The organism is Microbacterium sp. JAI119, from assembly GCF_013410135.1.
Classification (GTDB): Bacteria; Actinomycetota; Actinomycetes; order Actinomycetales; family Microbacteriaceae; genus Microbacterium; species Microbacterium oxydans.
Map to the genome: position 1 here is coordinate 823,017 of NZ_JACCCK010000001.1, position 26,371 is coordinate 849,387.

The 26,371-nt window shown below is 68.0% G+C and carries 27 protein-coding genes and 1 tRNA gene; 22 read left to right on the forward strand and 6 right to left on the reverse strand.

The features are described 5' to 3' along the window. Window positions 1-3: 3 nt before the first annotated feature. Entirely contained in the window at window positions 4-666 is a 663-nt protein-coding gene (locus HDC31_RS04025) for a LysE/ArgO family amino acid transporter (protein WP_113681345.1), read from the reverse strand. A 70-nt stretch (window positions 667-736) separates the two neighbouring features. Between HDC31_RS04025 and HDC31_RS04030 the strand changes: the two genes are divergently transcribed. Continuing rightward, the gene (locus HDC31_RS04030) at window positions 737-1,681 is read left to right on the forward strand and encodes a LysR family transcriptional regulator ArgP (protein WP_179515836.1); all 945 of its coding nucleotides are present in this window, start codon (window positions 737-739) and stop codon (window positions 1,679-1,681) included. On the opposite strand, the gene HDC31_RS04035 is transcribed toward HDC31_RS04030, so the two are convergent. Both HDC31_RS04035 and HDC31_RS04040 read right to left on the reverse strand, forming a co-directional pair. After that, the gene (locus HDC31_RS04035; RefSeq protein ID WP_113681347.1) at window positions 1,620-2,135 is read right to left on the reverse strand and encodes a MarR family winged helix-turn-helix transcriptional regulator; all 516 of its coding nucleotides are present in this window, start codon (window positions 2,133-2,135) and stop codon (window positions 1,620-1,622) included. The genes HDC31_RS04030 and HDC31_RS04035 overlap by 62 nt on opposite strands. After that, window positions 2,122-3,837, reverse strand: a complete 1,716-nt coding sequence (locus HDC31_RS04040) for an MDR family MFS transporter (RefSeq protein WP_179515837.1) — start codon at window positions 3,835-3,837, stop codon at window positions 2,122-2,124. Before HDC31_RS04040 ends, HDC31_RS04035 begins: the two co-directional genes overlap by 14 nt. Before the next feature lie 279 nt (window positions 3,838-4,116). Between HDC31_RS04040 and HDC31_RS04045 the strand changes: the two genes are divergently transcribed. The 5 genes from HDC31_RS04045 to HDC31_RS04065 are packed head-to-tail and all read left to right on the forward strand — an operon-like array spanning window position 4,117 to window position 7,129. Continuing rightward, a complete protein-coding gene (locus HDC31_RS04045; RefSeq protein ID WP_179515838.1) occupies window positions 4,117-4,737 on the forward strand; it encodes a SipW-dependent-type signal peptide-containing protein in 621 nt (206 codons plus the stop codon). 7 nt (window positions 4,738-4,744) lie between these two features. Further along, on the forward strand, window positions 4,745-5,362 hold the full coding sequence (locus HDC31_RS04050; RefSeq protein WP_061015381.1) for a SipW-dependent-type signal peptide-containing protein: 618 nt from the start codon (window positions 4,745-4,747) through the stop codon (window positions 5,360-5,362). Between the two features lie 27 nt (window positions 5,363-5,389). Next, entirely contained in the window at window positions 5,390-6,004 is a 615-nt protein-coding gene (locus HDC31_RS04055; RefSeq protein ID WP_179515839.1) for a signal peptidase I, read from the forward strand. Continuing rightward, window positions 6,001-6,645: an LPXTG cell wall anchor domain-containing protein gene (locus HDC31_RS04060; protein WP_113681351.1), complete on the forward strand. Its 645-nt coding sequence runs from the start codon at window positions 6,001-6,003 to the stop codon at window positions 6,643-6,645. The genes HDC31_RS04055 and HDC31_RS04060 overlap by 4 nt, the downstream gene beginning before the upstream one ends. After that, window positions 6,632-7,129, forward strand: coding sequence for a hypothetical protein (locus HDC31_RS04065; protein ID WP_113681352.1), 498 nt, complete (start codon window positions 6,632-6,634; stop codon window positions 7,127-7,129). The genes HDC31_RS04060 and HDC31_RS04065 overlap by 14 nt, the downstream gene beginning before the upstream one ends. A gap of 94 nt (window positions 7,130-7,223) precedes the next feature. On the opposite strand, the gene HDC31_RS04070 is transcribed toward HDC31_RS04065, so the two are convergent. Continuing rightward, on the reverse strand, window positions 7,224-7,904 hold the full coding sequence (locus HDC31_RS04070) for a YqaJ viral recombinase family protein (protein WP_046747878.1): 681 nt from the start codon (window positions 7,902-7,904) through the stop codon (window positions 7,224-7,226). 303 nt (window positions 7,905-8,207) lie between these two features. Here HDC31_RS04070 and HDC31_RS04075 point away from each other — a divergent pair, with 303 nt between their 5' ends. The 3 genes from HDC31_RS04075 (at window position 8,208) to rplL (ending at window position 10,619) form a co-directional block, all read left to right on the forward strand. Further along, entirely contained in the window at window positions 8,208-9,185 is a 978-nt protein-coding gene (locus HDC31_RS04075) for a hypothetical protein (protein WP_179515840.1), read from the forward strand. 513 nt (window positions 9,186-9,698) lie between these two features. Next, complete coding sequence (gene rplJ / locus HDC31_RS04080; protein ID WP_017829129.1) at window positions 9,699-10,187, forward strand: 50S ribosomal protein L10; 489 nt, start codon at window positions 9,699-9,701, stop codon at window positions 10,185-10,187. Window positions 10,188-10,235: 48 nt separating this feature from the next. Beyond that, window positions 10,236-10,619 (forward strand): 50S ribosomal protein L7/L12, encoded by a 384-nt coding sequence (gene rplL, locus HDC31_RS04085; RefSeq protein ID WP_046747880.1) that lies wholly within the window; start codon window positions 10,236-10,238, stop codon window positions 10,617-10,619. Between the two features lie 241 nt (window positions 10,620-10,860). Here the strand turns inward: rplL and HDC31_RS04090 are convergent, their stop codons facing one another. Further along, on the reverse strand, window positions 10,861-11,865 hold the full coding sequence (locus HDC31_RS04090) for a LacI family DNA-binding transcriptional regulator (RefSeq protein WP_179515841.1): 1,005 nt from the start codon (window positions 11,863-11,865) through the stop codon (window positions 10,861-10,863). Between the two features lie 286 nt (window positions 11,866-12,151). Here HDC31_RS04090 and HDC31_RS04095 point away from each other — a divergent pair, with 286 nt between their 5' ends. The 8 genes from HDC31_RS04095 to HDC31_RS04130 all read left to right on the forward strand — a co-directional run bounded on the left by HDC31_RS04095 (window position 12,152) and on the right by HDC31_RS04130 (window position 21,222). Further along, window positions 12,152-13,468: an ABC transporter substrate-binding protein gene (locus tag HDC31_RS04095; protein ID WP_113681355.1), complete on the forward strand. Its 1,317-nt coding sequence runs from the start codon at window positions 12,152-12,154 to the stop codon at window positions 13,466-13,468. Window positions 13,469-13,570: 102 nt separating this feature from the next. Further along, window positions 13,571-14,710, forward strand: coding sequence for a carbohydrate ABC transporter permease (locus HDC31_RS04100; protein ID WP_197073161.1), 1,140 nt, complete (start codon window positions 13,571-13,573; stop codon window positions 14,708-14,710). Beyond that, window positions 14,707-15,669, forward strand: coding sequence for a carbohydrate ABC transporter permease (locus tag HDC31_RS04105; protein WP_113681356.1), 963 nt, complete (start codon window positions 14,707-14,709; stop codon window positions 15,667-15,669). Before HDC31_RS04100 ends, HDC31_RS04105 begins: the two co-directional genes overlap by 4 nt. Window positions 15,670-15,765: 96 nt before the next feature. Next, the gene (locus HDC31_RS04110) at window positions 15,766-17,142 is read left to right on the forward strand and encodes a cystathionine beta-synthase (RefSeq protein WP_113681357.1); all 1,377 of its coding nucleotides are present in this window, start codon (window positions 15,766-15,768) and stop codon (window positions 17,140-17,142) included. Between the two features lie 75 nt (window positions 17,143-17,217). After that, window positions 17,218-18,372: a cystathionine gamma-synthase gene (locus HDC31_RS04115; RefSeq protein WP_113681358.1), complete on the forward strand. Its 1,155-nt coding sequence runs from the start codon at window positions 17,218-17,220 to the stop codon at window positions 18,370-18,372. Window positions 18,373-18,525: 153 nt separating this feature from the next. Continuing rightward, window positions 18,526-19,926 (forward strand): multidrug effflux MFS transporter, encoded by a 1,401-nt coding sequence (locus HDC31_RS04120; protein ID WP_171011033.1) that lies wholly within the window; start codon window positions 18,526-18,528, stop codon window positions 19,924-19,926. A 31-nt stretch (window positions 19,927-19,957) separates the two neighbouring features. Beyond that, window positions 19,958-20,590 carry a phosphatase PAP2 family protein gene (locus tag HDC31_RS04125; RefSeq protein ID WP_257021924.1) on the forward strand — a complete coding sequence of 211 codons (633 nt, stop codon included), beginning with the start codon at window positions 19,958-19,960 and terminating at the stop codon, window positions 20,588-20,590. A gap of 29 nt (window positions 20,591-20,619) precedes the next feature. Beyond that, window positions 20,620-21,222, forward strand: a complete 603-nt coding sequence (locus tag HDC31_RS04130; protein WP_113681360.1) for a GNAT family N-acetyltransferase — start codon at window positions 20,620-20,622, stop codon at window positions 21,220-21,222. Between the two features lie 177 nt (window positions 21,223-21,399). On the opposite strand, the gene HDC31_RS04135 is transcribed toward HDC31_RS04130, so the two are convergent. Further along, a tRNA-Ser gene (locus HDC31_RS04135) sits at window positions 21,400-21,484 on the reverse strand. Window positions 21,485-21,672: 188 nt separating this feature from the next. Here HDC31_RS04135 and mpaB (HDC31_RS04140) point away from each other — a divergent pair. From mpaB (HDC31_RS04140) to mpaA1, 5 genes are read left to right on the forward strand one after another with little or no spacing between them, the layout of a single operon-like run. Beyond that, a complete protein-coding gene (mpaB, locus tag HDC31_RS04140) occupies window positions 21,673-22,725 on the forward strand; it encodes a daptide biosynthesis RiPP recognition protein (RefSeq protein ID WP_230977812.1) in 1,053 nt (350 codons plus the stop codon). Then, a complete protein-coding gene (gene mpaB / locus HDC31_RS04145; RefSeq protein ID WP_179515842.1) occupies window positions 22,725-23,768 on the forward strand; it encodes a daptide biosynthesis RiPP recognition protein in 1,044 nt (347 codons plus the stop codon). Before mpaB (HDC31_RS04140) ends, mpaB (HDC31_RS04145) begins: the two co-directional genes overlap by 1 nt. Further along, on the forward strand, window positions 23,765-25,024 hold the full coding sequence (gene mpaD / locus HDC31_RS04150; RefSeq protein ID WP_113681362.1) for a daptide-type RiPP biosynthesis aminotransferase: 1,260 nt from the start codon (window positions 23,765-23,767) through the stop codon (window positions 25,022-25,024). Before mpaB (HDC31_RS04145) ends, mpaD begins: the two co-directional genes overlap by 4 nt. Continuing rightward, window positions 25,021-26,211, forward strand: a complete 1,191-nt coding sequence (gene mpaC / locus HDC31_RS04155) for a daptide-type RiPP biosynthesis dehydogenase (protein WP_113681363.1) — start codon at window positions 25,021-25,023, stop codon at window positions 26,209-26,211. Before mpaD ends, mpaC begins: the two co-directional genes overlap by 4 nt. Next, window positions 26,212-26,346, forward strand: a complete 135-nt coding sequence (gene mpaA1, locus HDC31_RS20170) for an MpaA1 family daptide-type RiPP (protein WP_257021926.1) — start codon at window positions 26,212-26,214, stop codon at window positions 26,344-26,346. Window positions 26,347-26,371 lie beyond the last annotated feature (25 nt).

Here is a 26,371-nt window from a genome sequence, read left to right on the forward strand (position 1 = left end):
CCGTCACGCTCCCAGCACGGGGAGGACGAGACTGATCGCGATCGAGATCATGACGGCGGCGATCAGGGCGTCGAGGATGCGCCACGACCGTGGGGTGCGCAGCCATCGTCCGAGATAGCGTGCCCCGAAGCCCAACGCGGTGAACCACAGCACGCTCGCGGCCATCGCCCCGACGGCGAAGAGCCAGCGCTGATCACCGTGGGTGGCCGCGATCGAACCGAGCATCAGCACCGTGTCGAGGTACACGTGCGGATTGAGCCAGGTGAGCGCGAGGGTGGTCAGGATGACCGGTGCCAGCCGTGTGCGGGTCATCGTGGGCGTCGTGCCTCCCGCGGTCGGGGCGCGGAGTGACGCGGAGTCCGCCGCGTCGACGTCGAGCTCCTCGCCGCCCCGCCAGGCCCTCCGCGCGGCGAGTACTCCGTAGGTGAGCAGGAACAGCGCGCCCGCCCATCGGGCGACCACGACCAGCCAGGGTGCGGCGGAGATCACGAAGCCGAGGCCGGCGACACCCGCGGCGATCAGCGCTGCATCGGAGAGCGCGCAGATGATCACCACGGCCAGGACGTGCTCGCGACGGATTCCCTGACGCAGCACGAACACGTTCTGCGCGCCGATGGCGACGATGAGGGAGAGGCCGAGTCCGAGGCCGGCGAGATTCGTGAGCATGTGTCCAGCGTAGAAACGGACACACATGAAGAGAAGCGAAGATTCCTACGGAACCATTAGCCTGGCTTATGTGCGTATCGACCCGGAACTCGCGAACACCCTCGCCGCGATCGTCGATGAGGGAACGCTGGACGCGGCTTCGAGGCGTCTGCAGATCACGCCGTCCGCGGTGAGCCAGCGTTTGAAGACCCTCGAGCAGCAGCTCGGCCGCATCCTGGTGGTGCGCACCAAACCCGCACGCCTGACCGAGGCGGGGGAGGCCGTCGTCCGTCTGGCCAGACAGATCTCCCTGCTGGAGCATGACGCGCTCGCGGGGGTGGGCATCGACGACCCGGACGGCTCTCCACGCATCACGGTGCCTCTCGCGGTGAACGCCGACTCGATGGCGACGTGGTTCCTGGCCCCGCTCGCGCGACTCTCCGCACGGCACGACATCGACTTCGACCTGCATCGCGACGATCAGAACTTCACGGCCCGCCTGCTCGAATCGGGCGCGGTGATGGCGGCCGTCACGAGCGAGGAGACCCCCGTCACCGGCTGCTCCGTGTCACCGCTCGGGGTGCTCGAGTATCGCGCGATGGCCGAGCGGGAGTTCGCCGCACGCTGGTTCCCCGACGGGGCGACCTCGTCGGCGCTGGCCGGAGCGCCGTTCGTCGACTTCGACCGCAGGGACACCCTGCAACATGAATGGCTCAGGGCGATGTCGGTCGAGCAGGCGGGCGTCCCGCGTCATTACGTTCCGGCGTCACACGACTACGCGCTGGCGGTCGCTCTGGGGCTCGGGTGGGGCATGGTGCCGGTGCTGCAGGATTCGGGTGGACTCGTGCCCCTGGGCGGCCCCGTGCTTCGGGTGCAGCTCTACTGGCAGCAGTGGAACCTGCGATCGGAGCTGCTCGACACGATCGCCGCTGAGGTCGCGGACGAGGCTCGACGGGTGCTCGGGGCTCCTTCGCTCAGTCGGCCGCGCTCGTCCGCGGCGTCACCCCGGCCCCGAGGGCGTGCAGCAGCCGGGTGAGGTTCCCGATGTCCGCGAGGCTCCACTCCTGGAGCGTGCGCAGCAGCATGCCCTCCTGCGGAAGTCGGGCTGCGGACAGCCTCTCCGTGCCGAGCGGCGTGAGCTCGAGCAGGGAGGAGCGTCCGTCGGCGGGGTCGGCCGTGCGTTCGATGAGACCGAGGTCCTCCAGCTCACGCACCGTCCGACTCACCTGTCCCTTGTCCATGAGCATCCGCTCGGACAGTGCGGACACGGTCACCTGTTCGCACCGTGCGATCGTGGTGAAGATCTTGTAGGCGCCTGGCAGCAGCCCAGGGCTCACACGGTTCGCGTTCTCGGTGATCACGCGGCGGAAGTGCGTGATCAGCTCACCGAACTCCGCCTCGAGGGCGCGGACCGCTTCGGCCCGCGCCTCCGGGGTGTCGGCGTCGTCCGCGGTGTGGGCGGTGCCGGGGGTGTAGTCAGCGTCGGACATCGGACGAGGCGTCTCCATGGTCGTCGGCGCGATGGATGACGCCCACCGCGCCGGTCGTCGGAGCGCCGGAGAGTGCCTCCGCGTCGGCGATCGCGACGTCGGATGCCTCTGCCGCACGGCCGTCGTCCTCCTTCGCGGCATCCGCGTGGGCGCGCTCGGTCGTCGTCATCGTGGTCAGCGGGCGGTTCGGCAGGAACAGGATCGCCACAAGGCTGATCACGGCGAGCGGAATGCCGATCAGGAACGCGTGCGAGATCGCCTGCGCGTAGAAATCCTCGATGATCGAGCGCACCGGTTCGGGGAGCAGGCGCACCTCCGGCAGTGTTCCGCTGGACAGCTGGGCTGCGACCTCCGCACCCTTGTCACCCAGTTGAGCGATCGCTGCTCCGATGCGCTCCTTGCCGTCGCTGAACAGACCGGTGAGGCTGTTCGCGAGCACGGCACCCATCACCGAGACGCCGATCGTGCCGCCGAGGCTGCGGAAGAAGGTCACACCGGAGCTCGCGACGCCCATCTCGCTGGGCTTGGCGACGTTCTGCACGATGAGCACGAGGTTCTGCATCGTCATGCCGACGCCGGCGCCCATCACGAACATGTAGATCGAGACGAGGGCGAAGTTCGTGTCGTAGTGCAGGGTCGACAGCATCACCGATCCGGCGATCAGCAGCACGGAGCCCAGGATCAGGTAGCCCTTCCACCTGCCGAACCGCGTGACGAGCTGGCCGATGACCATCGAGGCGATCAGGAGCCCTGCCATCATCGGGAGGGTCATGAGCCCGGCCTCGGTCGGTGTGGCGCCACGGGACAGCTGCATGTACTGCGCGAGGTACACCGAGGTGCCGAACATCGCGACGCCGATCGAGATCGACGCGAGCACCGAGAGGGTGAAGGTGCGACCGCGGAAGAGCGTGAGCGGGATCAGCGGTTCGCGCACCCGGAGTTCCACGATGATGAAGGCGATGGCCGAGACGATCGCTCCGCCGACCATGAGCACGGTCTCCGTGCTCCACCAGTCGAAGGTCGATCCCGCGTTGGTGATCCAGATGAGGATCAGTGAGACGGCCGCGGAGAGCAGCACGATGCCGACGTAGTCGATCGAGACCTTGCGGGTGCGTTCGGTGCTGATATGGAGCGTCTTCTGCAGGATGATGAGGGCGGCGACCGCGAAAGGCAGGGCGACGAAGAAGTTCCATCGCCAGTTCGCGACATCGGTGATCCATCCGCCGAGCAGCGGGCCGCCCACCGTCGCGACGGCCATCACGGCGCCGAACAGGCCCATGTACCGGCCGCGCTCGCGGGGGCTGATGATGTCGGCCATGATCACCTGGCTGAGGGCCGCGAGTCCGCCGCCGCCGATGCCCTGGATGGCACGGAACGCGATGAGCGTGTTGGTGTCCTGCGCGAAGCCGGCGGCAGCCGTCGCGCCGACGAAGACGACGATGGCGATCTGGATCAGCAGCTTGCGGTTGAAGAGATCCGCGAGCTTGCCCCAGATGGGCGTCGAGATGGCGGTGGTGAGCAGAGTCGCGGTGATGACCCATGTGTAGGCGGCCTGGTCGCCGCCGAGGTCGTGCACGATGACCGGCATGGAGGTGGAGACCACCGTGGTGGCGATCATCGAGACGAACATGCCGAGCAGGAGGCCGGTGAGGGCTTCGAGCACCTGGCGATGCGTCATCTTGACAGGAGAATCCGGGGTCATGCCTGACCTTTCGCAGAGAGAAGGAGGGGATGCTGCGACCGCTCTGGCGCGCGCGAGATGGTTGAACTGCGTCAACTATACGCTGGTCGTTGATATAGATCAACGATTACCGGAGGTCTCTCCACTCTGCGCGGGATGAGCGAATCTCCTGCGCGAAATCGCCTTGTTCTGCGGATGGGGCGGGGAGAGGATGGCGCAAACGCGCGGATGCGGGGTCGTTGAGGGGGACCGGAACAGAGGCATTCACGCGGTTCTCGAAGTTCCTGAGGGGGAAACGACATGGCAACCAAGGCAACCCAGCGCAAGGTCCTCGCGGTACTGGCGGGAGGGCTCGTGCTCGGCATCGGCACAGCGGTGACGCTCGCGGTGTGGAACGACTCCGAGTTCGCGAACGGCACGTTCACCGCCGGCGCCTTCAACCTCCAAGGATCGACGGACGGCACCACGTATGCCGACCACAACTCCGCAGGCAGTGCAGCCACGCTCGCGTTCACGCTCCCCGCCGGGCTGGTGGGGAACATGTCTCCGACGAGCTCGGTGTACGCCGGATTCTGGGTGCGTCTGGCCGGCGGGACGACGACGGCAGCCAATCTCGTCGCCGACGGCACGACCGCCGACCCCGCAGCGAGCTCCAACACCGGACACCTGTCCTATTCGATCTATCAGCTCGCACCCGGCGCGACCTGCAACGCGGCGAGTGCCACCGGAACGCCGATCGCGACCGGAGCGACGCTCGACGCGCAGACCGGTGCGACGCAGGTGCCGCTCGCCGTCGGCAGCCCCACGACAGCTCCCGGTACGGCCGTGCAACTCTGCTTCAAAGTGACGGCGGATGCGTCGCTGACGCCGAGCCTGGTGACCAACGCCACCTGGAAGTTCACGGCCACGTCGACGAGCTGAGTACGTGATGGTCACCCGCAGAGATGTGCGGGAGGGGCGGAGACTTCGATCGCGTCGACTGCGAGCCGTTCTCGCGGGAGGGCTCGTGCTCGGCATCGGCGCCGCCGCCACACTCGCCGCCTGGAACGACTCCGAGTACGGAACAGCGAACTTCACCGCGGGCCGGTTCGACATCGTCGGAGCCGTCGATGGAGCCACGTTCTCGAGCCACGCGACCACCGGCGCGGCCGCGACCCTGAACTTCCAGCTCGCTCCGACCGCCATGGCGCCGGGCAATTCCACCTATGCGTTGTTCAGCGTCAAGACAGCGAACCCGTCCGTTGCAGGAACCCTGCAGCTGTCGGCGGGGACTCCGGGGGGAACGGGACTCGCCGCCTATCTCACCTACGGAGTGCGAACGATCGCCGGTACCACCTGCAACGCGACCACGTACGCGGCCGGGACCGCGGTCGTGGCTGACGGATCGGCGCTCACCGCTGGCGGATCCGCGACGCAGGTCGTCACCGCGAACGGTTCCGCACAAGTGAACTACTGCTTCGCCGTCACGCTCCCGCTCACCGCTGCAAACGCGGCGCAGGGCCTGACGATGACGCAGACCTGGCAGTTCCTCGGGACGTCGTCGTAGCAGCGATGCCAGGGAGAGGACGAGCACATGACGACCCCCACACGGCGGAGCCTGAGGGAGGACAAGACGTCCCTCGCCGCGGTCGAACCCCACGCGACCGCGGCGAGGGTACATTCCCGGATACGACCGGGGCGCGTGATCGGCGACGTGCTGCTCTGGGCGGCGGCGATCGCCGGCGCCGTCTGCATCCTGCTCGTCGTGCTCGCCTTCACGGCGCAGATCACGCTCATCATGTTCCGCACCGGCTCCATGTCGCCCACGATCCCCGCCGGTTCCGTCGCGGTGGTGCAGCGCGTGCCCGCGAGCGAGGTGGTCATCGGTGATGTGGTCACGGTCGACCGCGAGGGGGAGCTTCCCGTCACCCACCGCGTCACCTCCGTCGTCGCGGGTGCGAGTGCGCCGGAGCGGGTGATCACGATGCGAGGGGATGCGAACGAGGCGGAGGATCCCTTCCCGTACACGGTCTCCTCGGTCAGGAAGGTGGTCTTCGCGGTTCCGGGGGTCGCGTCGATCATCGCCGGGATGGGCAATCCGATGGTGCTGGGAGTCCTGACCGTCGCGGCGACGTCGCTCGTCGTATGGGCCTTCTGGCCGCGCGAGCAGCGCCGAGCCGCTCGCGATCCCGACGGGAACGGCCCATGAGGCGCGCGCTCGCCGCGGTCCTGCTCGTTGTCGCCGTGATCGTGACGCCGGGTGCGGCCTGGGCGGCGCCCACGACACAGGTCATCCAGGGATCCGTTCTCCGTCTGGTCTCCGTCGCGGACTGGGCAGCGGCAGGCAGCCTGTTGCCGGGGCAGCCGGTGCAGTGGGACATCGAGGTGAGTGCTGACGCGCCGGATCCGGGAGTCATCGGGATCGCGGTGAGCGCGACAGGCGAAGCACACCTGCTCCTGGACATCTCGACGTGCGCGGAGGCATGGACGGAGAGCGGATGTCCGGTGGACGCGACGGTCCTGCGCACACGGTGGGACATCCCGCGCGACGGCGTCGAGGTTCCGCTTCTGCAGGTCGCCGATACCGAGACGACACACCTCCGCCTCGCCATCGTCCTCGATCCCGCGGGCGGTTCGGGCGCCGGCAGCACCGATGTCCGCGTGCATGCGCAGGGCGCGGGGGAGACGGTGGTCGCGGGGTCCGACGGTGCCCTGGCGACGACGGGACTTCCCTCCGCGGCGCCGTGGATCGTCGGAGCCGGTGCCGGCCTCATCGGGTCCGGTGCCGTGCTGGTGCTCCGCCGTCGACGCGCTGCTTCGGGGCAGGGGGTGCGAGATGAGGTCTCGTGAGCGTGCACGGATCCTCGCCGGAGTCGTCGGCCTCGCGGTGCTCCTCGGCGTCGCCTCGTCTCCGTCGGTGCAGATGACCGATGCCGCCTTCACCGGCAGCGAGTACGCGACGCGATCGTTCACGGCGTCGACGTTGGCGACTCCGGTGGTGACCTCGTGCACGGTCACGAGTTTTCTCGGCACGTTCACCGGCTTCACGATCACCTGGACCTCGCCGTACCTGACGGTGCAGCAGCGGCTGTCGATCAACAACGTCGTCGTCGACAACAGCAACGTCACGCAGAGCGGCTCCGGCCCGTACACCTACTCGTCGACGATCAGCTCCGGGCTTCTGAACACGCTCCTCGGAAGCCTGCTGGGGTCGACGAACACCGTCAAGGTCGAGAGCATCTACGCGGGAACGTCGTGGGTGTCACCGGCGGCGACGCGCACACTGGCGGTCGGCGGTCTGCTGGGCCTCGGTGGCAACAACACCTGCACCTGAGGACGGCGGACGCAGGGCGGGAGTCAGTCGTGCCGGGTGAGTCGTGCCGGTCGGTGAACTCGTCGGTCGGCGAACTCGTCAGTCGGTGAACTCGTCAGTCGGCGAGGGCCAGAGCACGGAAGGCGTCGCGCTCTCGAAGCTGCTCTCGGCGGCTGGCGGCGGCGTCCACGATCCGGTTCGGAACCTGCTGGCCTGTGGTGCGGCGGTAGAGCTCATCGATGAGGTCGGTGGCGAGTCCGACGAGCTTGGCGATCTCGCGGTCGTCGCGGTCGATCCACACACAGCGCGGCTCGTCGTGGATCGGCGCGAAGTCGACGTGCTCCTCCCACACGAACAGCGTGCGCTCGGCGCCGAGGACGTGCTGCTGCCACCAGATCTGACGGAGGTAGGTGCGCGGGATGCCGCGGAAAGGCTTGTTCGTGGTCTTGATCTCGGCGAGCTTCACGCGCCCGTCCGCGTCGACCGCGATGCCGTCGGGTGTGGCGAGATGACGATGCTCGACTTCGGCGCGGAACAGCGCGGACGAGGGGAGGATGCCGTGGGTGGCCGCCACCCAGGCCGCGATCTCGGGTTCGCGTCGGCGGCCGTGATCCGTGTACGCGTTGCCGCCGAAGCGGGGTCCGCCACCGAGTTTCGAGTCCGCCGCCCTGGCGATCGACTTCTCGGAGGTGAGTCCGGCCACGTCGGTCGCCGTGATGCCCCGGGATCGAGCTCTCAACCAGGCCACGCGGTCACGGGAATCCGCGACGATGCGTGCAGAGAGTTCCGGGGTCACCCTTCGACCCTAACCCCGCCCGCCGACCCTCTCCGCCCTCACACGCCGCCCCCGCCCCCTCCCTCCCTCCCCACCCCCGCCCCGCCCGCGTCGAGACCCAAGGCTGTCGCCGACACCCACGCCCGCAGTCGCTCGGGGGCATGGGTCTCGACGATAGGCATGGGTCCGGGGACTGCCAGGTAGGCAGGTGCACCGCCGACTGTTGTTCTGCACAGCGTGGATATGAAGCGAGTTGTCCGCACTTCCGGCAAGCGCTGGTCATCGCAGTGTGGATGGGCTGCGGGAAGGGTGAGGATCGAGTGCATGCGCAGGACCATCACCATCGAGGAAGCGCGCCGGCTCCTTCTCGCCAGAAGCGATGTGCTCGCTCGAGGGGTGACGGAGCGCGAGCTCCGGGCCATGGTCGACGACGGCTCGATCGTGCGAGTGCGTCGCGGCTGGTACGCGGATTCAGTGGAGTGGGAGCAGCTCTGGGACGAGAGTCGTCATCTGTTGAAGGTGCTCGCCGTGCACCGGGAATCCGCCGGTGGCCGTGCCACATTCTGCTTCGCTTCGGCGGCCGTCATCCACGGGCTTCCGCTCTATCGGACCTCGCCGACCCACGTTCACGCTGTTCTCGGTCCGACGAGTCGCAGCAGAGTGCAGTGGGGTGTCGCGAGGCACGATCTCACTCTCCGCGATAGCGACCTCGTGGAAGTCGAAGGCATCAGATGCACCTCGCTCGAGAGGACCGTGCTCGATCTGGCATGCCGGCTCACGCCCGAAGCGGCGATCGCCGTCGCCGACGCGGCGCTACGGCGAATGGCGGTCCGGCGACACGACCAGGACCATACGGCCGCCGCAGAGTGGCGGAGTGAACTCGGGAGGCGGGCGCAAACCCTCTCGAACCGTGGCATCCGTCAGGCCCGAGAGGTGATCGCGTTCTCAGATGGCCGCGCTCAGCTGCCCGGAGAGAGCGTGAGTCGTCTGCACCTTCACCGTCTCGGGTTCACCGAGGTCGATCTGCAGTCGCGCGTCACCGGACCGCACGGCGAGGAGTACTCGCTCGACTTCGCCTTTCGGGGAGCGCGGACGTTCGGCGAGTTCGACGGGCGAGGAAAGTACCTCGATCCGACGTTGCGCACAGGGATGTCGGCGGAGGCCGTGGTGCTCGCGGAGAAGCGTCGGGAGGATGCGATCCGCGGGGTCACAGGGTGGCGGATCGTCCGCTGGGGATCCGAGGACATCGTCACGTCGGATGCTCTCGGTGCGCGGCTCCGTGCGTTCGGCCTCCGCCCCTGACGCACGCTGCACTCGTGCTCGCCGAGCCCCCGTGTGTCACCGAGACCCACGCTCATCGCCCAGACCCATGTTCGGACGCGCATCCAGGTGTGGGTCTCGGTGGGGTGCGTGGGTCTCGGTGGGAGTGCGCCCGTCCTCACGCCATCTCATCGCCCAGACCCACGCTCATCGCCCAGACCCACGCTCTAACGCGCATCCGAGGGTGGGTCTCGATACGGAACGTGGGTCTCGGCGGAGACGAGGGGGTGAGGGGGGGGGAGGAGGACGGGGGAGGGGAGATTTGGGGGGATTTGGGGGGAGAGGCGGGGGTGGGGTAGAGTCGTGGGGAACCGAAGACCGCTGGTCATCGTGTGCGCGTGAGTGCACAGGATCGAAGCTCTGCATCGCAGGGGCCCGCGCAGGACACGAACTTTCCAAAGCTCCGTGCGCTTGCGCCGGAGCTTTTCTCTTTGCAGGTGGTCCAGGTCGGCGCCTCACCACCGTGCGGCGCCTCGTACACACCAAGGAGTGACCATGGCGCAGAAGGATGCATCGGTCGCCGAGCTCACGAAGTCATTCGAGAACTCGACTGCCGTTCTGCTGACCGAGTACCGCGGTCTGACGGTTGCCCAGCTCAAGGAGCTGCGCAACAGCATCCGTCAGGACGCTGAGTACGCCGTGGTGAAGAACACGCTGACCAAGATCGCCGCCAACAAGGCTGGCATCTCCGCGCTGGACGACGACCTCAAGGGTCCGTCGGCCGTCGCGTTCGTGCACGGTGACTTCGTCGCCACCGCCAAGGCTCTGCGTGACTTCGCCAAGGCCAACCCGCTTCTCGTGATCAAGTCCGGCATCTTCGAGGGCAACGCCCTCACCGCGGACGAGGTCAACAAGTACGCCGCGCTGGAGAGCCGTGAGGTTCTGCTGGCGAAGGCTGCGGGCATGATGAAGGCGACGATGGGCAAGGCTGCCGCCACCATCGATGCTCTTCGCGAAAAGCTGGAGACCGCAGAGGCCGCGTAAGCGACCGGCGATCTCGTCTACAAACCCCATCTATCTAGGAGATACATCATGGCGAAGCTTTCCACCGAGGAACTGCTCGAGCAGTTCGCCGGCCTGACCCTCATCGAGCTCAACGAGTTCGTGAAGGCGTTCGAGGAGAAGTTCGAGGTCACCGCTGCTGCTCCCGTCGCCGTCGCCGGTGCTGCGGGTGGCGCAGGCGCTGCTGAGGCTGAGGAAGAGAAGGACTCCTTCGACGTCATCCTCGAGGCCGCTGGCGACAAGAAGATCCAGGTCATCAAGACCGTCCGCGAGCTCACCTCGCTGGGTCTCGGCGAGGCCAAGGCTGTCGTCGACGGTGCCCCGAAGGCCGTCCTTGAGGGCGCCAACAAGGAGACCGCCGACAAGGCCAAGGCTGCTCTCGAAGAGGCAGGCGCAACGGTTACCCTCAAGTAATCGCGACGCTCACGCGTTTCTGATCGAAGGCCCCGGGTTCGCCCGGGGCCTTCGTGCATTCCATGGCCGTGCATTCCATGGCCGTGCATTCCATGGCCGTGCATTCCATGGCCGTGCATTCCATGGCCGTGCATTCCATGGCTGCGCGTTCCCGGCGTTCCACACGTTCCCGGTCGCCCGCACCGATGTCCGTCGAGGAGTCCCACCGGCCTCGACGCCGCGATGTCGTCGCCCTGCGAGCTCAGCGCGGGGGAGCGGTCGAACTGCGCACGACCAGGGCGGATGGCGCGTCGACGCGTTCGAGCGGAGCGTCGGGATCCTCCATCTGTCTGGTCAACAGACGCACTGCCTCGTTCCCCTGATCACGCGGCGACTGGCCGATCGTGGTCAGCGCGAACATGTCCGCGTGTTCGTGATCGTCGACTCCGACGACGCTGAGCTCCGTCGGAACGGCGATCCCCAGACGTCTGGCCGCGATGATCGCGCCGATCGCGGCCTCGTCGCACACTCCGACGATCGCGGTCGGGCGTCGGCGTCTGTCGCCGAGCAGTCCGGCCGCAGCCGTATAGCCGCCGGGCATGGTCGGGGCCGCGCCGGCGATGCGGGCGTGCGCCGAGAGACCAGCGGCCCGCAGGGCGCCACGATAGCCGTCGAGTCGCTGTGCATCGCCGAAGCTCAGCTCCGCGGCATCCGTCGATCCGCCGACGAAGGCGATGTCGGTGTGCCCGAGCTCGATGAGATGCTCGGTGGCGATACGCGCGGCGGCGGTGTCGTCGATGGACACGGCGCTCGACCCCTCGCTGTAGGGCCCCACGCTGACGAGGGGGCGCCCCGCCTGCTGCAGTCGCTCGAGTTCACGGGCGCTCGGTTGGATGCCGACCGCGATGATGCCGTCGAAGCGGCGCCCGGGGAGGATGCTCTCGAACAGCCGCTCCCTGGTCTTCGAGCCCTCGGGCACGCCGTACAGCGACAGGTCGTAGTCCAGAGCGAAGAGCGACTCCTGCACTCCGGCGAGCAGTTCGGCGAAGAACCATCGGTCCACCGGGGGCATGACCACTCCCACGGTGCGGGTGCGCCCCGTCGCCAGGCTTGTCGCGGACGAATGGGCGACGTAGGAGAGTTCGCGCGCAGCGTCCGCGACGCGCTGCCTGGTTGCTGTCGACACGTATCCGCGGCCGCTCAGGGCGCGGCTCGCGGTGGCCTTCGACACGCCAGCACGTGACGCGACGTCCGCGATCGTGCTCATCGGTCCTCCTCGACCTGATCACGCGGCTGCGTGGACCCGGCGCAGGGTGCGCGCCGCGTCACAGCGTAGCCGCCGGCACGCGAAAAAGGAACCGGTTCCAGGCGTTCGGCGAGGGAGCGCTCCCATGTGTGTGATGCGAGCACCGCGAATGGTTGCGAGCTTGTGACCCTAGCGTGTTGTGCGGTGATGCTGATCGCCAGTAGGTTGGCCTGGAATCGGTTCCCTAACGATGCCCCGGGGTGGCGTCGCACCAGCCGGGAACCTGTACTCGAAGAGGAGAATTCACATGACTCTGTCACAGCGTTCCCGGCGTTACGCGCCGCTCGCCCTGCTGGGGGTCGCGGGCATCGCGCTCGCCGGATGCGGGGCTCCCGGTGGAGCACCGAGCACCGGCGGAGGAGACGGAGGCGACGCCACCGTCACGATCTACGGCACGATCGTCGACGATGAGGCGAAGCTCCTCCAGGAGTCCTGGAAGGACTGGGCCGACGAGAACGGCATCACGATCAAGTACGAGGGCAGCCAGGACTTCGAGACGCAGCTCGGCACCCGCGCACAGGGCGGCAACCCGCCGGACATCGCGATCTTCCCGCAGCCGGGCCTGTTCGCCGACTTCGCCGACCGCGACTACCTGAAGCCCGCTCCGGAAGCGGTCGAGAAGAACGCCAACGAGTACTGGACCGAGGACTGGGTCAACTACGGCACGGTCGACGGCACCTTCTACGGCGCTCCGCTCATGGCCAACGTCAAGGGGTGGATCTGGTACTCGCCCGCGAAGTTCAAGGAATGGGGCGTCGAGGTTCCGACCACGCTCGATGAGATGAGCGCCCTCACCGACAAGATCCAGGCTGCGACGGGCACGCCCGCCTGGTGCGCCGGCTTCGAGTCGGGCACCGCGACCGGATGGCCGGGAACGGACTGGGTCGAGGACTACGTGCTGCGTCAGTCCGGTCCGGAGGTCTACGACCAGTGGGTCACCAACGAGGTCAAGTTCACCGACCCGCAGATCAAGCAGGCGTTCGACTCGGTCGGCGAGGTCCTGCTGAACCCGGCCAACGTCAACGCCGGCTTCGGTGACGTCCGCTCGATCAACTCCACCGCGTTCGGTGACGTCGCTCCCAAGCTCGCCGCCGGCGAGTGCGCGCTGACGCACCAGGCCTCGTTCCTCTCGGGCTTCTTCCCCGACGGCACGACGGTCGCAGAGGACGGCGACGTCTGGGCGTTCATGCTCCCGGGTGAGAGCGCCGACGACAAGGCCGTGACCGGTGCCGGTGAGATCGTCGGAGCGTTCACCGACTCCGAGGCCACCCAGAAGGTGCTCGAGTACCTCTCGAGCCCTGAGTGGGCGAACAGCCGCGTCAGCCTCGGCGGCGTGACCTCGGCCAACAACGGCCTCGACCCGGCGAACGCGAAGGACCCGATCCTGCAGGAGACCATCAAGATCCTTCAGGACCCGGACACCACCTTCCGCTTCGACGCGTCCGACCTGATGCCGGGTGCCGTCGGCGCCGGCACGTTCTGGAAGGGCATCGTGGCCTGGGTCAACGGCACGCCGACGGACGACGTCCTCACGCAGATCCAGACGGGCTGGCCCGCCAGCTGATAGACGAGGAGGGCTGCCCTCTGGGAGGCAGCCCTCCTCATCTCTCGACGCCGCACGCCGATGCGCGGTCGTCGTTACGCTCCGCGTGATGAAGGGGAATCCGTGAACGCGACTATTTTCTTCCAGTGGATCGGCTCGCTCCCGCCGATCCTGCAGGCGGTCGCCGTCGTCATCGCTTTCGCGGTGGTCGTGGCGCTCATCCTGTTCCTCGTGGACATCGCTCCACGCAGGGGAGCGCTCTACACCGGCATCCGGCTGGCGATGTGCCTGCTCATCCCGTTCGCCGTGATGTGGTTCTTCAACTCCTACTACTGGGCGATGGGAGTGGCGGTCGCGGTCGGGGCGCTGTTCTTCTGGCTCGACTATCGATCACGCGACGGCGCCGGCTATCTGATCCAGCTCGTCGCCTTCATGGCACCAGCCATCCTGCTGCTGCTGGTCGGCCTGATCCTGCCGTCCATCCAGACGATGTACTCGTCGTTCCTGAACTCGTCGGGGAAGGACTTCGTCGGGTTCGCCAACTACCTGTGGATCTTCACGCAGTCCGATGGCATCACCTCGGTCGTCAACACGATCATCTGGGTGCTGCTCGTTCCGACCGTGTCGACCATCGTCGGTCTCGCCTACGCGGTGTTCATCGACCGCACCCGCGGCGAGAAGATCTACAAGGTCCTCGTGTTCATGCCCATGGCGATCTCCTTCGTCGGGGCTGGCATCATCTGGCGGTTCATGTACGAGTACCGCGGCCCCCAGTTCGAGCAGATCGGTCTGCTCAACCAGATCATGGTGTGGTTCGGCGGTGAGCCGCAGCAGTGGCTGCTGAACGAGCCGTGGAACACGCTGTTCCTGATCGTGGTGCTCATCTGGGTGCAGACCGGTTTCGCCATGGTGCTGCTGTCCGCGTCGATCAAGGGCGTGCCGCAGGAACTGCTCGAAGCGGCGGAGCTCGACGGTGCGAATGCCTGGGAGCGCTTCATCTCGGTGACGATCCCCTCCATCCGCCCCGCACTGATCGTGGTGCTGACGACGATCTCGATCGCCTCGCTGAAGGTGTTCGACATCGTCAGGACGATGACCGCCGGCAACTACGGCACCTCGGTGCTCGCGAACGAGATGTACACCCAGTTCTCGAAGTTCGAGGCCGGACGCAGTGCCGCGCTCTCCGTGATCCTGTTCATCCTGGTGCTGCCGATCGTCATCTACAACGCACGCCAGATCAAGAAGCAGCGGGAGATCCGATGACCGACACCGTGAAGTCCGAAACCGCTGTCAGCACCCGCGCCATCACGACCGGAGGCGGCATCGAAGGCTCCGCGGGACGCGCTCGCAAGAAGCTGTCGCGCCCCTGGGCGTCCGTCGCCTCCATCGTGATCGCGGTGCTCTGGACGATCCCGACGCTCGGGCTGTTCATCTCCTCGTTCCGGCCGCGCGATCAGATCCAGTCGAGCGGATGGTGGACGTTCTTCGCCGATCCGCAGGTGACGGTCGAGAACTATGTCGACGTGCTGCAGTCCGGCACGACGCAGCTCACGATCCTCGAGTCGTTCGTCAACTCGATCGCGATCACGATCCCGGCCACGCTCGTACCGCTGATGATCGCCTCGATGGCGGCCTACGCCTTCGCGTGGATCGACTTCAAGGGCCGCAACGCGCTGTTCATCTTCGTGTTCGCCCTGCAGATCGTGCCGATCCAGATGGCCCTGGTGCCGCTGCTGAGTTCGTTCTCGCGAGGGATCAATCTCTTCGGCCTCCAGGTGACGCAGCCGCTCGGCGCGTCGGACGGCTACGCGCAGGTGTGGATCGCGCACACCATGTTCGCGCTGCCGCTGGCGATCTACCTGCTGCACAACTTCATGTCGGAGATCCCGGGGGAGATCATCGAGGCGGCCCGCGTCGACGGTGCGTCCCGCGGCCAGATCTTCTTCCGCGTGGTGCTGCCGCTGACGATGCCGGCGATCGCATCCGTCGCGATCTTCCAGTTCCTGTGGGTCTGGAACGACCTGCTCGTCGGACTGGTGTTCGCCGATGGAGCTGCCGCGCCGATCACGAAGCTGCTGGCCGAGATCACCGGAACCAGAGGAAACGACTGGTATCTGCTCACGGCGGGCGCCTTCGTGTCGATCATCGTGCCGCTGATCGTGTTCTTCGCTCTGCAGCGCTACTTCGTCCGCGGCCTGCTGGCCGGATCGACGAAGGGCTGACCTTCGAGAGACACCGGGGGCCTTTCGAGAGGACGGATGCCGCGGTCGGGTGCAACACAGCCCCGGTCGCGGCATCCGCGCGTCTACCCTGAAGTCATGAAGTACGCAGACTCGATCGTCGACCTCGTCGGCGACACGCCCCTCGTGAAGCTGAATCACGTCACCGAGGGTGTGGCGTGCACAGTGCTCGTGAAGCTGGAGTATCTGAACCCCGGCGGGTCGTCGAAGGATCGCATCGCCGCGCGGATCATCGATGCCGCGGAGGCGTCGGGCGACCTGAAGCCCGGGGGCACGATCGTCGAAGCGACCAGCGGCAACACCGGAGTGGGGTTGGCGCTCGTCGCTCAGCAGCGCGGCTACAGCTGCGTCTTCGTGCTGCCGGACAAGGTCGGCGAGGACAAGATCGACGTGTTGCGGGCCTACGGCGCCGAGATCGTCGTGACGCCGACCTCGGTGGCCCCCGACAGTCCCGAGTCGTACTACAGCGTGAGCGACCGGCTCGCGCGCGAGATCCCCGGTGCCTTCAAGCCCAACCAGTACGAGAACCCGAACGGCCCGCGTAGCCACTACGAGACGACGGGGCCGGAGATCTGGCGCGACACCGACGGCGAGGTCACGCACTTCGTCGCCGGCGTCGGTACCGGTGGCACGATCACGGGCACGGGGCGCTACCTGCGTGAAGTCTCCGACGGACGGGTGCGCATCGTCGGAGTCGACCCCGAGGGGAGCGTCTACAGCGGCGGGACCGGTCGTCCGTACTTGGTGGAGGGCGTGGGCGAGGACATCTGGCCCGGTGCCTACGATCCGACCGTGCCGCACGAGATCGTCGCGGTCGGAGACGCAGAGGCCTTCGCCATGACGCGGCGGCTTGCCCGCGAGGAGGGCGTCCTCGTCGGCGGATCGAGCGGCATGGCCGTGGTCGGTGCGCTGCGCGTCGCGCGGGATCTGCCCGCGGATGCCGTGATGGTGGTGCTGCTCCCCGACGGCGGGCGCGGCTACCTGGGCAAGATCTTCAACGACGGATGGATGCGCTCCTACGGCTTCAGCGAGCTGGAGGAGGGAGAGACCGTCGCCGACGTGCTCGCCGCTCGTCCGTCGCGACAGGGCGCGGGCATCCCCGACCTGGTTCACGCCCATCCCACCGACACCGTGCTCGAGGCCATCGGGATGATGACCGAGTACGACGTCTCGCAGCTGGTCGTGCTGAGCGCCGAGCCGCCCGTGATGATGGGCGAGGTGGTCGGCACCGTCGACGAGAAGGGGCTGCTCGACCTGCTGTTCCGTGGTGAGGCGAACGCGACGGACGCCGTGGGGGCGCACGTGGGGGAGAGGCTGCCGCTCGTCGGCATCCACGCTCCCGTCGCTCAGGCCAAGGCAGCGCTCGCCGATGCCGACGCGCTGCTGGTGACCGAAGACGGCAAGCCGCACACGGTGCTGACGCGTCAGGATCTGCTCGCCTATCTGTCGCGCTGAGGATGTCGGGATATCGGCCGACCCGGGGCGTAACCGGACGGCCGTCCGTGCGAGCGCGGACGTAGGCTGAGGAGCATGTCCGATCACGCCTTCGCCACCCGAGCCATCCACGCAGGACAAGCGCCAGACCCCGTCACGGGCGCGATCATCCCGCCGATCTATCAGTCCTCCACGCACGTGCAGGACAGCGTCGGGGGCCTGCGCTCAGGGTACGAGTACAACCGCGCGGGGAACCCCACACGTTCTTCGCTCGAGACGCAGCTCGCGGCTCTCGAGGGAGGTGCGAGCGCGCTGTCCTTCGCCTCGGGGCTCGCGGCGGAGGACGCGCTGCTGCGCGGGATCCTGAAGCCGGGAGACCACGTCCTGCTCGGCAACGACGTCTACGGCGGAACGTACCGGCTCCTCACCCGGGTGCTGGCGCCCTGGGGTATCGGGACGACGACGGTCGAGCTCGCAGACATCGACGCGCTCCGAGCCGCCATCCGCCCCGAGACGAAGATCGTCTGGCTGGAGACGCCGAGCAACCCGCTCCTGAAGATCGTCGACATCGCGCAGATCGCCGAGATCGCGCATGCGGCGGGTCTCACGGTCGTCGTCGACAACACCTTCGCCTCGCCGGCGCTGCAGCAGCCGCTCGCGCTCGGCGCCGACCTGGTCGTGCACTCCACGACCAAGTACCTCGGCGGCCACTCGGACGTGCTCGGCGGTGCGGTCGTGTTCGCGGACGATCGGTTCTTCGAGCAGGTGAAGTTCCAGCAGTTCGCGGTAGGCGCGGTCTCCGCACCGCTGGATGCCTGGCTGACGACCCGCGGCATCAAGACGCTCGCGCTGCGGATGCGCCAGCACTCCGAGAACGCTCAGGCCATCGCCGAGTGGGCGCAGGCCCGCCCGGAGTTCGCCCAGGTGTACTTCCCCGGTCTCGCCTCGCACCCCGGCCACGACATCGCAGCGAAGCAGATGAGCGCCTTCGGCGGGATGCTGTCGTTCGGTCTCGCGGCCGGCGCCGACGCGGCGCGCGCCTTCGTCGAGAGCACCTCGGTGTTCCAGCTCGCAGAGTCGCTCGGCGGTGTCGAGTCGCTCATCGGATACCCGCCGGACATGACGCACGCGTCCGTCCGAGGTACCGAGCTCGCCGTCCCGGAGAACATCGTGCGGCTCTCGGTGGGAATCGAAGACGTGGGCGACCTGATCGCCGACCTCGAGCAGGGACTCGACCGCATCTCGCGCTGATCGAGGCGCCTTCTGAGACGCACCTCCGCGGATCCGCGGAGGTGCGTTCTCCGTTCTCGTCCGTGTGGAAGCGGTCCGGGCGGCGGTAACATGGGGGCTTCCCCTGGTCGAATCGATTCGACCATTGCATCCCCTGAACTCTGGAAGGACGTCGTGTCCGACGCTCCCCGCACTGATTCCCTCCCCGTCGTGAAGGCGGAGGATTCCGCCGATGACGCACCGAAGATCTCGCCGCCGGAACGCACCGCGACGGGAAGCATCCGCATCCCGACCGCGACCGGCGCCATCCGCACCCTCGGCGCGAACCCCGCGACCGCGCCGATCATGCTGCACCCGGGCGATGCCATCTCCCTCGGCCGTCGCACGCTGTACATCATCCTGCTCGGCGCGCTCACGGCCCTCGGCCCGTTCACGATCGACCTCTACCTTCCCGCCTTCCCGGTTCTAGAGCAGGACTTCCAGACCACGGCAGCCGCCATCCAGCTGACCCTGACCGGAACGATGATCGGCTTCGCGCTCGGTCAACTGGTGGTCGGTCCGCTCAGCGACAAGGTCGGGCGCCGTGTGCCGCTCATCGCGGTGACCGCTCTGCACGTGCTGGCCAGTGTGGGCGCAGCCTTCGCCCCGGATCTCGCGCTGCTCAGCGTGGCACGCGTGCTCATGGGTATCGGCGCTGCGGCCGGAGGAGTCGTGGCCATGGCGATCGTGCGCGACCTCTTCGGCGGGCGTCGACTCGTCGTCATGCTCTCGCGCCTCGCCCTGGTCTCCGGTGTGGCTCCGGTCATCGCGCCGCTCATCGGCTCCTGGCTCCTCACGCTCATGCCGTGGCGCGGCATCTTCGGGGTGCTCGCGGCCTACGGCATCGTGATGCTGCTGTCGACGATCCTGTTCATCCCGGAGACCCTTCCCGTCGCGCGGCGTCAGGACCGTGGCGGTGCCACCATGCTGCAGCGGTACCGTTCGGTGCTGTCCGATCGGGTGTTCCTGGGCGTGCTCGTGATCGGCGGAATGACGTTCTCCGGTCTGTTCTCCTACCTGTCGGCGTCCCCCTTCCTGTTCCAGGTGACGCACGGGCTCGACGCGCAGCAGTACGGTCTGCTGTTCGCGGTGAACTCGCTCGGCGTCGTCGTCGGAGTCCAGACCGCGTCACGTCTGGCCGCGCGCTTCGGGCCGCAGTGGGTCATGGCCTACTCCACCGCCGTGCTGCTCATCGCCGGAACGGCCATCATCGTCACCGACCAGCTCGGTCTCGGGCTGTGGGGTACGGTCATCCCGCTGTTCGTCTTCATGACGGCCTGCGGATTCACGTTCCCCAACGTGCAGGTCCTCGCGCTCGACCGTCATGGGAAGGCCGCAGGGACCGCCGCATCGATCATCGGTGCGACCAACTTCGGTGTCGCCGGGCTCATCTCGCCGGTCGTGGGCTGGCTCTCGCATGACGCGGGTATCACCGCGACCACCATGGCCTCCGTCATGGTCGGCTGCGCCGCGATCGGCATCCTGTCGCTCTGGTTCGTGGTGCGCCCGCGCACGGTCGGGATGCTCGCTCCCTGAGCGTTCAGGCATCGTCCGACAGAATGGGACGATGAACAGGCGGATGCTGCTGTGGTGGGGAGTGGGCCTCCTCGCGCTCGCGACGATTCTCGGCGCCGTGGTGGTGTTCGCCTACCCGCAGACGCCGGGCTTCGACAACTGGTGGAACGACACCGTCGCGGGAGCGAGGGCCGACTGGATGGTCGACTTCGCCCTCGTCCTGAACTGGGTCGGCGGGGGATGGGTCGCGATCTTCGGGGTGCCCTTGCTGGTGATCTTGGCGCTCGTGCTGGCGCGTCGGTGGCGCAGTGCGCTGTTCGCCGCACTGTGTTTCGCCGCGAGCGCCGCCGGTGTGCAGGTGCTCAAGCAGCTCTTCGGCCGCGCTCGACCCGACGACATGCTGGTGGTGAGCGACTACGGCTCCTTCCCGTCAGGGCACACCGCGAACGCCGCGACCATCGCCCTCGTGCTCTGGGTGCTGTTCCCGCGGGTCTGGGTGGCGATCGTCGGTGCGGCGTGGATCCTCGCGATGGCGCTCTCGCGCACCTTCCTGTCGGTGCACTGGGCCAGCGACACCCTCGGCGGCGCTCTGGTCGGTGCCGGCGTCGTGCTGGTGCTCGCCGCCTGGCTGCTTCCGTGGGTGCAGCAGAACGGGAAGCCGGCGGTCGAGGCGCCGATAGGCTGAGAGGCCCCGTTCCCTCCAGAGGAGTCGTCTTGTCTCGCATCCGTCCGTACCGCCCCACCGATCGTGCCGCGCTGTACGAGATCTGCGTGAAGACGGCCGATGCCGGAGCGGATGCCACCGGCGTCCTCTCCGACGACTCGCTGTGGGGCGACCTGTTCGCCGCGCCCTACGCCGAGCGTCATCCGGACCTCGCGTGGGTGGTCGAGAGCGACGACGAGCGGACGATCGGCTACATCGTGGCGACCGACGACACCGACGACTTCTACACGTGGTTCCGAGAGGAGTGGTGGCCCGCCCTCGAGGCCCGCTACCCGCGACCGGCCGAGATCGTCACCCGCGAGGACAGGATGATCGACTACGGCTACAGCCGCGCGGCCGGCATCGAGCCGAACGTCGTCGACCACCCCGCTCACCTGCACATCGATCTGCTTCCGGAGACCCAGGGGCAGGGACTCGGGCGCCGACTCATCGAGACGCTGTTCGCCGAGCTGACCCGACGCGGAGTGCGCGGCCTGCACCTCGGCATCGACCCGGACAACACGGGCGCAGCCGCCTTCTACGAGCGCCTCGGCATGACGCGACTGCCGGCGGAACCGGGCGGACAGATCTACGGCGTGCGCTTCGACGACTGAGCGGAGGACCGCGCCCGACACGAACGAGAAAAGCCCCCGCTGGCGCGGAGGCTTTTCTCGTTTTCGGCGGTGACGGCGGGACTCCGGTGCTCGCTGCGCTCGTGCCTCCCCGAATCCCCAGCGCTCGATGAATACGAGAAAAGCCCCCGCTGGCGCGGAGGCTTTTCTCGTTTTCGGCGGTGACGGCGGGATTCGAACCCGCGGTTGCTTGCACAACACACGCTTTCCAAGCGTGCTCCTTCGGCCGCTCGGACACGTCACCAAGGAACAACCTGTCCATCCTATCCGATGCGGGGAGGGCTGCGTGACAGGGCGGGAGTCCGCGCGCGAACGTCCATCGATGTGAAATATTGCACGTCACCCGTCACGTTTATAGCCTCATGTGAGGACGTATCGTCTTCGATCGCGATACGACGTTTCTCTGGGGGAAGCATGCAGGCGAGTTCGACGATGACGAGACGCAGCCACCGCACCGTGACGGCTTTCGAGCAATACGTGAGCGGACGGCGTGCTCTCGGCGATGGGGCGGTGTTCTTCCTCGAGACGGCGACGCATCTGGCCGATGTGCTCCGGGAGGCGGGGCGGAACGACGTCGTGTTCACGCCGTCGCGTTCGACCTCCTTCGCGCAGGAGAACGTCATGGAGTACGGCGGTCGTTTCCGCGAGCCGGGTGACCGACTGGTGCTCGACGCTCATCACGTCGTCGAGCTGCAGGAGTACGTCGCCGCGCCGTTCCTCTCGATCGTCTCGCCCACCGTCATCCGTCAGGGAAGCGCCGAAGGGCTTGCTGCCTTCCTCAGCGATGCCGACACGGCCAGAGACGACGGGATCTTCGTCGGCCAGCTGCTGAGCCCCATGGCGACTCTGGAATCCCGCGCGTCGTTCCTCGCCAGCGCTGCGTGCGGTGGCGGCCTCGTCCGCGTGCACGTGACGGCGGACGGAGAGTATCGCGACGGCCCGGACGGAGCGCTACTCGGCCAGGTGGGCGACGCGAGAGCGGAAGTGCGGGTCGCCGCCGACGGAGTCGGCGGGCGCGGAAGGCCGTTCGCCCGCATCATGGATCCTCGCGTGCTCGATGCCGACCTCGACGACCGTCCGTGGTTCGGGCGCTACCTGGCAGCGCTCGATGCGCTGCGGGATTGGCGCGGGAGCCGTGGCCGTCCGACCATCTCCGGCTTCGGGGGACACCTCATCAGAGCCTTGGACGAGAGTGCGGCGTTTCCCGTCGTCGTGTCGGCCGACGCTCCTCTGCTCATGACGGACGACGGAGAGGAGTATGTCCTGGTCGATCCGCATCGCCGCATACATCTCCGACTCGGAATCGATGCTGCGCGGGCAACCGAATGCCTGCTGGCCACCGGAGACGAGTCATCGGCGACAGGGTTGCTGGCCTTCGAACTCGGCGTGCGGCCGACGGGCATCGCGCCGCTGATGCACAGACTCGGCGACCAGCTGCGCGATGCGGGGATCGATCTCGGCGCGAGTCGGCGGGCCGCCTCCTGATGCCCGGGCAGAACGCGACGGATCCGCACCTCCTCGGAGCGCGAGCATTCCGGGAGTGGATCACCGGAGAGCGGGAGCATCACTCACGGATCTTCCTCGTGGAGCGCGGTGCTGAGACGGATGCCGTCCGCCACGTGGCGGGCAGCGACGACCTGGTCCTGCTGCCCGAGGGCACCCCGTCGTGGGAGGGCGTCGCCGGCGTCGGCAGGTACGACGGCGCCGTGAGTGAGCCCGGGGACGAGGTGTTCTTCGGTGAGCGCGGCGTCGAGCTCCAGGACTACGTCGCCGCGGCGTTCATCCAGATCATCGGGCCCACGGCGGTCCGATTCTTCGATGCCTCCAGCTGGCAGGCCTTCATCGACGACGCGGAACTCGCTCGGGACACCGGGGTGTTCCCGACAGCGTTGATCGATCCGCGCGTGCTGTTGGCCGATCGACACACGCTGTCAGCGCCCGACGGCTTCGATGTCCCGAGCGCGTTGCGCATCGGTGACGACGGATCGGTCAGAGCGGGCGTGCAGGGCGAGGTGCTCGGAGAGGTCGGCGACCTGCCTGCGATCCTCGCCACCCCGTTGCCGCGCGCGGCCTCCCTGTCCGGCATCGCGCGGAGGGAGCGGATCGCCGGCGACCTCGGAGCTCACGAGTGGATCGGGCGCTACCTCCGGGCCACCGACCTCATCAAGATGCTCGGGCTCGGGAACGGGACGGCGCGGATCTCGGGCTTCGGCTGGCTGCTCGTCGACGACGACCTCGCCGACGCCGAGCCCCGCTCATCGGACCCCTTCCTCCTCGACACCCCGGAAGGCTTCGTGCTCGCGGAAACGACGACTCTGCGTCGTCAGCTGCTCTCACCGCAGACGGCCCGCGTCGTGGCCCTCGTCCAGACCTCGAGCACACCCGACCGCGCGACGGAACGCGTGGCCCAGACGCTCGGCATTCCGGACGACCACGCCAGAGTGCTATGCCGCGAGGCGGTCATCGCGCTGGGGATCCACGGCGGCAGACCTCTCTCCGGACGGCTTACGGAGGAGGCGCCACGATGACCGCACCGCACGCCCTGTGGACGTCGATGCTCCCCGCGGACACGACCTTCGCGCCGGATCGCGTCGCCGTCGGCGCCACCGGACACCGGATCGCGTTCGCCGACGGCTCCACGCGCCTGTGCGCCACGAGCGGACTCTGGAACGTGCCGCTCGGTTTCGGGAACCCGGCCATCGGCGAGGCCGTCGCCAGGGTCACGCGTGACGCGTCGTACCTGTCGCTGTTCCGGGCGCCGCATCGCTACGCCGAAGATGCGGCGGATGCCCTCATCGAGCTCGCCGGTCCTGGCCGGTACGACCGGGTCATCTTCTCCACCTCGGGTGGTGCGGCGAACGACGCGGCCATGAAGCTCGCACGGCAGTACTGGGCGCAGACCGGCTCGGCGGCTCGGTCGCTGGTCGTGGGGTTGAAGGGCAGCTATCACGGCACCATGTACGGCAGCCACGTCCTCAGCGGGGACGACCTGCTGCAGTCCGTCTACGGCGTCGACCGTCGCGCGGTCCGCCACGTCTCCCACGCCGACGACGGCGAGGAGCTGGCTGCGCTGTTGCAGCGGGAAGGCACCAGAGTGGCCTCGGTGGTCGTGGAGCCCGTGCTCGGCAGCGGCGCATATGCGCTGTCCCGTGCGTTCGTCGAGCGCCTTCTCGCACTGCGCGAACAGTACGGATTCCTGATCGTCGCGGACGAGGTCGCGACGGGATTCGGGCGCACCGGAACCATGCTCGCCACCGACAGGTGGGCCGCGCCGCCCGATGTGCTCATCCTCTCGAAAGCGCTGACGAACGGCGTGATGGGTGCGGCCGCCCTCCTGATCGGTCCGCGTATCGCCACGGCATTCATCCGAGGCGGGTGGACGTTCGTGCACGGTGAGACGCAGGCCGGAACCCCGGCGTGTGCCGCGGCGATCGTCGCGGTGATCGAGGAACTGCGGCGCATCGACGTGGAGACCGTCACCCAGGCGCTCGCGACCGAGGTGCAGGACCTGGCCGCGCGGCTGAAAGCGGACGGCGTGGTGACCGAGATCACCGGGAGCGGATGCTTCGTCGGTCTGGGTCTGCGACACCCCGACGAGACGGGGCTGTCCGGCCCGGAGGTGCTGGAGGTCGTCTCGGCCATCGCCCGCTGCGGTGTGCTGGTGCAGCCGGGCCCGAGCTCCATCGAGCTGATACCCGCGTACGGATTCGACGCGGCGGAGCTCCGCGAGACCGAGACCGCGGTGCGAGCGGGGCTCGCCCACACGCGGGGTGCAGCGGCATGATCACGGACTTCTCGGCGCGTGTGCCCACGCTGTGGCACGGAGACGGGAGCGCATCGCGCACGATCACGCGCCTCACCGCCGGACACGACACCCTCGTGATCGCGGACACGGCCGTCCCGTCGTCGCACCTGGCCGGATGCGCGGCACGGCGGATCGACGTCGACGCGCAACGGGCGGACGTGACGACCGTGCGAGAGATCGCGCGGCAGATCATCCGCCGTCCGCCGCGGAGGGTCGTGGCCGTCGGGGGCGGGAGCATTCTCGATGCGAGCAAGATCGCCGCGCTCGTGCTCGTGTCTCGACGGATGTTCGACTACGCCATCGGCCACGCGTCGCGATCGGCCCTCACCGTACTGCCCGATGCGGCGCCGGCTGTCGACCTCCTGGCTGTGCCGACCACGCTCGGCACCTCGTCGGAGACGAACTGCGTGGCCGTTCTCGAGAACGACCAGGGCTACCGTCTCATCGTCGGCCGTGCTCTGCGACCGCGGCATGCCGTGCTCGATCCGCGCCAGCTGAGTTCCCTCCCCTCCGCGGCGGTGACCGAGGGGGCGCTGGAGGCGTTCCTCCGTGTCGCCGGTGCCTCGACGAGTCCTCGGCGAACGGACAGAGCGCGCAGAGACGCCAGCGTCCTCGGCAGGGCCCTCCTCGCGGCGGCGTCGCACGACACCGTCTCGACTGCGGGACGATCGCGTCTGGCACGTCTCAGCGCCGCCACGCAGCGCACATCGGCGCTGCGTGGGGGCGATCCCTTCAGCGCGCGGCACTGGTACCTCGCGAACGAGGTGGCGTTCCGACTGGGTGTTCGCAAGATGGTCGCCACGGCGGCGGTCTGCGGCGCCGTCTGGCGCCGCATCGGCGCCGGGGACTCACGATGGGGCGATGCGCGCAGCCTGGAGCGCTTCTGGACCGAGGTCGCCGGCGTGATCGACCTGCCCGTCGATCCCGCCACCGGCATCGAGGCACTCGTCGAGCGATGGCGGATCCCGCTTCCGTCACGCCCCGCGGCCCCTGAGATGCGCCACATCGCACTCACCACGGAGCGCGCATGGGGAAACCGTCAGCCGATGCTGCCCGGCCTGGTCGAAGGCGACTTCCACGACGTGCTCCGCGAATCCCGCTGGAGCAGCCACGCGGTCGGTGCAGGTGACCGACCGTCGATGTTCGAGCCGAAGGAGGTGAAGTGAATGAAGGAGAACACGCAGAAGACGATCCAGTTCCAGGAGCTGGACGCGATGGAGGCGCCGAGCTGGGACAGCTTCTATCAGGGCGTGATCGGTGCTCTGGTCCTCATCGGGATCGGCGCGGCCGCTGCCACCTGACGCGATCCCGACGAGGTGGTCGACA

Coding starts and splice junctions, on each gene's coding strand:
- HDC31_RS04040 (WP_179515837.1), bottom strand. CDS start 3,837: ATGACCCCGGATTCTCCTGTCAAGATGACGCATCGCCAGGTGCTCGAA.
- HDC31_RS04095 (WP_113681355.1), top strand. CDS start 12,152: ATGACTCTGTCACAGCGTTCCCGGCGTTACGCGCCGCTCGCCCTGCTG.
- rplJ (WP_017829129.1), top strand. CDS start 9,699: ATGGCGCAGAAGGATGCATCGGTCGCCGAGCTCACGAAGTCATTCGAG.
- mpaB (WP_179515842.1), top strand. CDS start 22,725: ATGCCCGGGCAGAACGCGACGGATCCGCACCTCCTCGGAGCGCGAGCA.
- mpaA1 (WP_257021926.1), top strand. CDS start 26,212: ATGAAGGAGAACACGCAGAAGACGATCCAGTTCCAGGAGCTGGACGCG.
- HDC31_RS04090 (WP_179515841.1), bottom strand. CDS start 11,865: ATGAGCACGATCGCGGACGTCGCGTCACGTGCTGGCGTGTCGAAGGCC.
- mpaC (WP_113681363.1), top strand. CDS start 25,021: ATGATCACGGACTTCTCGGCGCGTGTGCCCACGCTGTGGCACGGAGAC.
- HDC31_RS04045 (WP_179515838.1), top strand. CDS start 4,117: ATGGCAACCAAGGCAACCCAGCGCAAGGTCCTCGCGGTACTGGCGGGA.
- HDC31_RS04035 (WP_113681347.1), bottom strand. CDS start 2,135: ATGTCCGACGCTGACTACACCCCCGGCACCGCCCACACCGCGGACGAC.
- HDC31_RS04075 (WP_179515840.1), top strand. CDS start 8,208: ATGCGCAGGACCATCACCATCGAGGAAGCGCGCCGGCTCCTTCTCGCC.
- HDC31_RS04055 (WP_179515839.1), top strand. CDS start 5,390: ATGACGACCCCCACACGGCGGAGCCTGAGGGAGGACAAGACGTCCCTC.
- mpaB (WP_230977812.1), top strand. CDS start 21,673: ATGACGAGACGCAGCCACCGCACCGTGACGGCTTTCGAGCAATACGTG.
- rplL (WP_046747880.1), top strand. CDS start 10,236: ATGGCGAAGCTTTCCACCGAGGAACTGCTCGAGCAGTTCGCCGGCCTG.
- HDC31_RS04060 (WP_113681351.1), top strand. CDS start 6,001: ATGAGGCGCGCGCTCGCCGCGGTCCTGCTCGTTGTCGCCGTGATCGTG.
- HDC31_RS04125 (WP_257021924.1), top strand. CDS start 19,958: ATGAACAGGCGGATGCTGCTGTGGTGGGGAGTGGGCCTCCTCGCGCTC.
- HDC31_RS04050 (WP_061015381.1), top strand. CDS start 4,745: ATGGTCACCCGCAGAGATGTGCGGGAGGGGCGGAGACTTCGATCGCGT.
- HDC31_RS04110 (WP_113681357.1), top strand. CDS start 15,766: ATGAAGTACGCAGACTCGATCGTCGACCTCGTCGGCGACACGCCCCTC.
- HDC31_RS04105 (WP_113681356.1), top strand. CDS start 14,707: ATGACCGACACCGTGAAGTCCGAAACCGCTGTCAGCACCCGCGCCATC.
- HDC31_RS04025 (WP_113681345.1), bottom strand. CDS start 666: ATGCTCACGAATCTCGCCGGCCTCGGACTCGGCCTCTCCCTCATCGTC.
- mpaD (WP_113681362.1), top strand. CDS start 23,765: ATGACCGCACCGCACGCCCTGTGGACGTCGATGCTCCCCGCGGACACG.
- HDC31_RS04115 (WP_113681358.1), top strand. CDS start 17,218: ATGTCCGATCACGCCTTCGCCACCCGAGCCATCCACGCAGGACAAGCG.
- HDC31_RS04065 (WP_113681352.1), top strand. CDS start 6,632: ATGAGGTCTCGTGAGCGTGCACGGATCCTCGCCGGAGTCGTCGGCCTC.